The sequence below is a fragment of the Streptomyces sp. NPDC005808 genome (genome assembly GCF_042871385.1).
Classification (GTDB): Bacteria; Actinomycetota; Actinomycetes; order Streptomycetales; family Streptomycetaceae; genus Streptomyces.
Window position 1 is genome coordinate 1 of record NZ_JBIAIK010000049.1, and the last position, 1,439, is coordinate 1,439.

General features: G+C 72.9%; 1 protein-coding gene. It reads left to right on the forward strand.

The window, feature by feature from the left end; all coding sequences use genetic code 11:
- The coding region (locus tag ACFYPC_RS37020; RefSeq protein ID WP_391891742.1) for a polyketide synthase dehydratase domain-containing protein at positions 1–1,439 on the forward strand (1,439 nt) is incomplete at both ends.

A 1,439-nucleotide genomic window follows, 5' to 3' on the forward strand; every position in this document is an offset into this window, starting at 1 on the left:
TCCGCTTCCTCGACGGGATGCGGCACCTGGAGACCCAGGGCGTCACCACCTACCTGGAGCTGGGCCCCGGCGGAGTCCTCTCCGCGATGGGGCAGGACTGCGTCACCGAAGACGCGGCGTTCGTTCCCGTCCTGCGCAAGGACCGCCCCGAAACCGAAGCCCTGACCGCCGCCCTCGCCGAACTCCACGCGCACGGCGCCTCCGTCGACTGGACGGCGTACTACGAAGGGACCGACGCGCGCCGCGTCGACCTACCCACCTACGCATTCGACCACGAGCACTACTGGCCCACGAACTTCAACCGCACCGGTGATGTGACCAGCGTCGGCCTGAGCACCTCCGAGCACCCGCTGCTCGTGGGTTCGGTGGCCCTCGCCGGCGAGGACGTCTCCCTCTTCACCGGCCGCCTGTCGCTGGATTCACACCCGTGGCTCGCCGACCACGCCGTCCTGGGTTCGGTACTGCTGCCCGGCACCGCGTTCGTCGAGTTGGCGCTCCACGCCGGTGAGCGCGTCGGCTGCGGAGTCCTTGAGGAGCTGACCCTCCAGGCCCCGCTGGTGCTCGCCGAGCGCGGCGCCCGCATCCTGCAGATCGTCGTCGGCGCCGCGGAGGCGGACGGTCGTCGTACGGTCACCGTCCACTCGACCTCCGCCGCCGACCAGGACGCAGCCTGGGTCCTGCACGCCTCCGGTGTCGTCGCCGAAGGTGACGCGCAGGCCGGGCAGTCCGCCGCCGGACTGGTCGAATGGCCGCCGCGCGAGGCGGAAGCCGTCTCCGTGGAGGGCATGTACGCGTTCCTAGGCGAGCTCGGTTACGGCTACGGTCCGGCGTTCCAGGGGCTGCGGACGGTGTGGCGCCGTGAGGGTGAGCTGTTCGCCGAGGTCGAGCTGGCCGGCGAGGCGGCCGAGCAGGCGGGCCGGTTCGGTCTCCACCCGGCCCTGCTGGACTCCGCCCTGCACGCCATCGGCCTGAGTGGCGGTCTGTCCGGCATGGAGGGCCCGGGTCTGCCGTTCGCCTGGACCGGCGTCGAACTGTTCGCGGTCGGCTCGCCGGTGCTGCGGGTACGGATGACCGTGGGCGACGGCGGCAAGGTCTCGCTGGACCTCGCCGACGGCACGGGCGCCCCGGTGGGCCGCGTCGGCTCGCTGGTGCTGCGGCCGGTGGCCGCGCAGCAGCTGGACGGCGCCGCGCCCGGCGAAGGCGCCGACTCGCTCTTCCGCCTCGAATGGACTCCGACCGCTGCCCCGGCCCAGCTGCCGGACGGCGCCCCCGAGCCGGCCGTCCTCGTCCTGGACGGCGCCGGTTCGAGTGTCCACGAGCACGTCAGCCACGCGCTGGCCCAATTGCAGCAGTGGCTGGACGCGGAACGCGAGACGAACGCCCGCCTGGTTGTGGTGACCCGTGGCGCGGTCGCGGTCGCGGGCGACGAGATCCAGGAC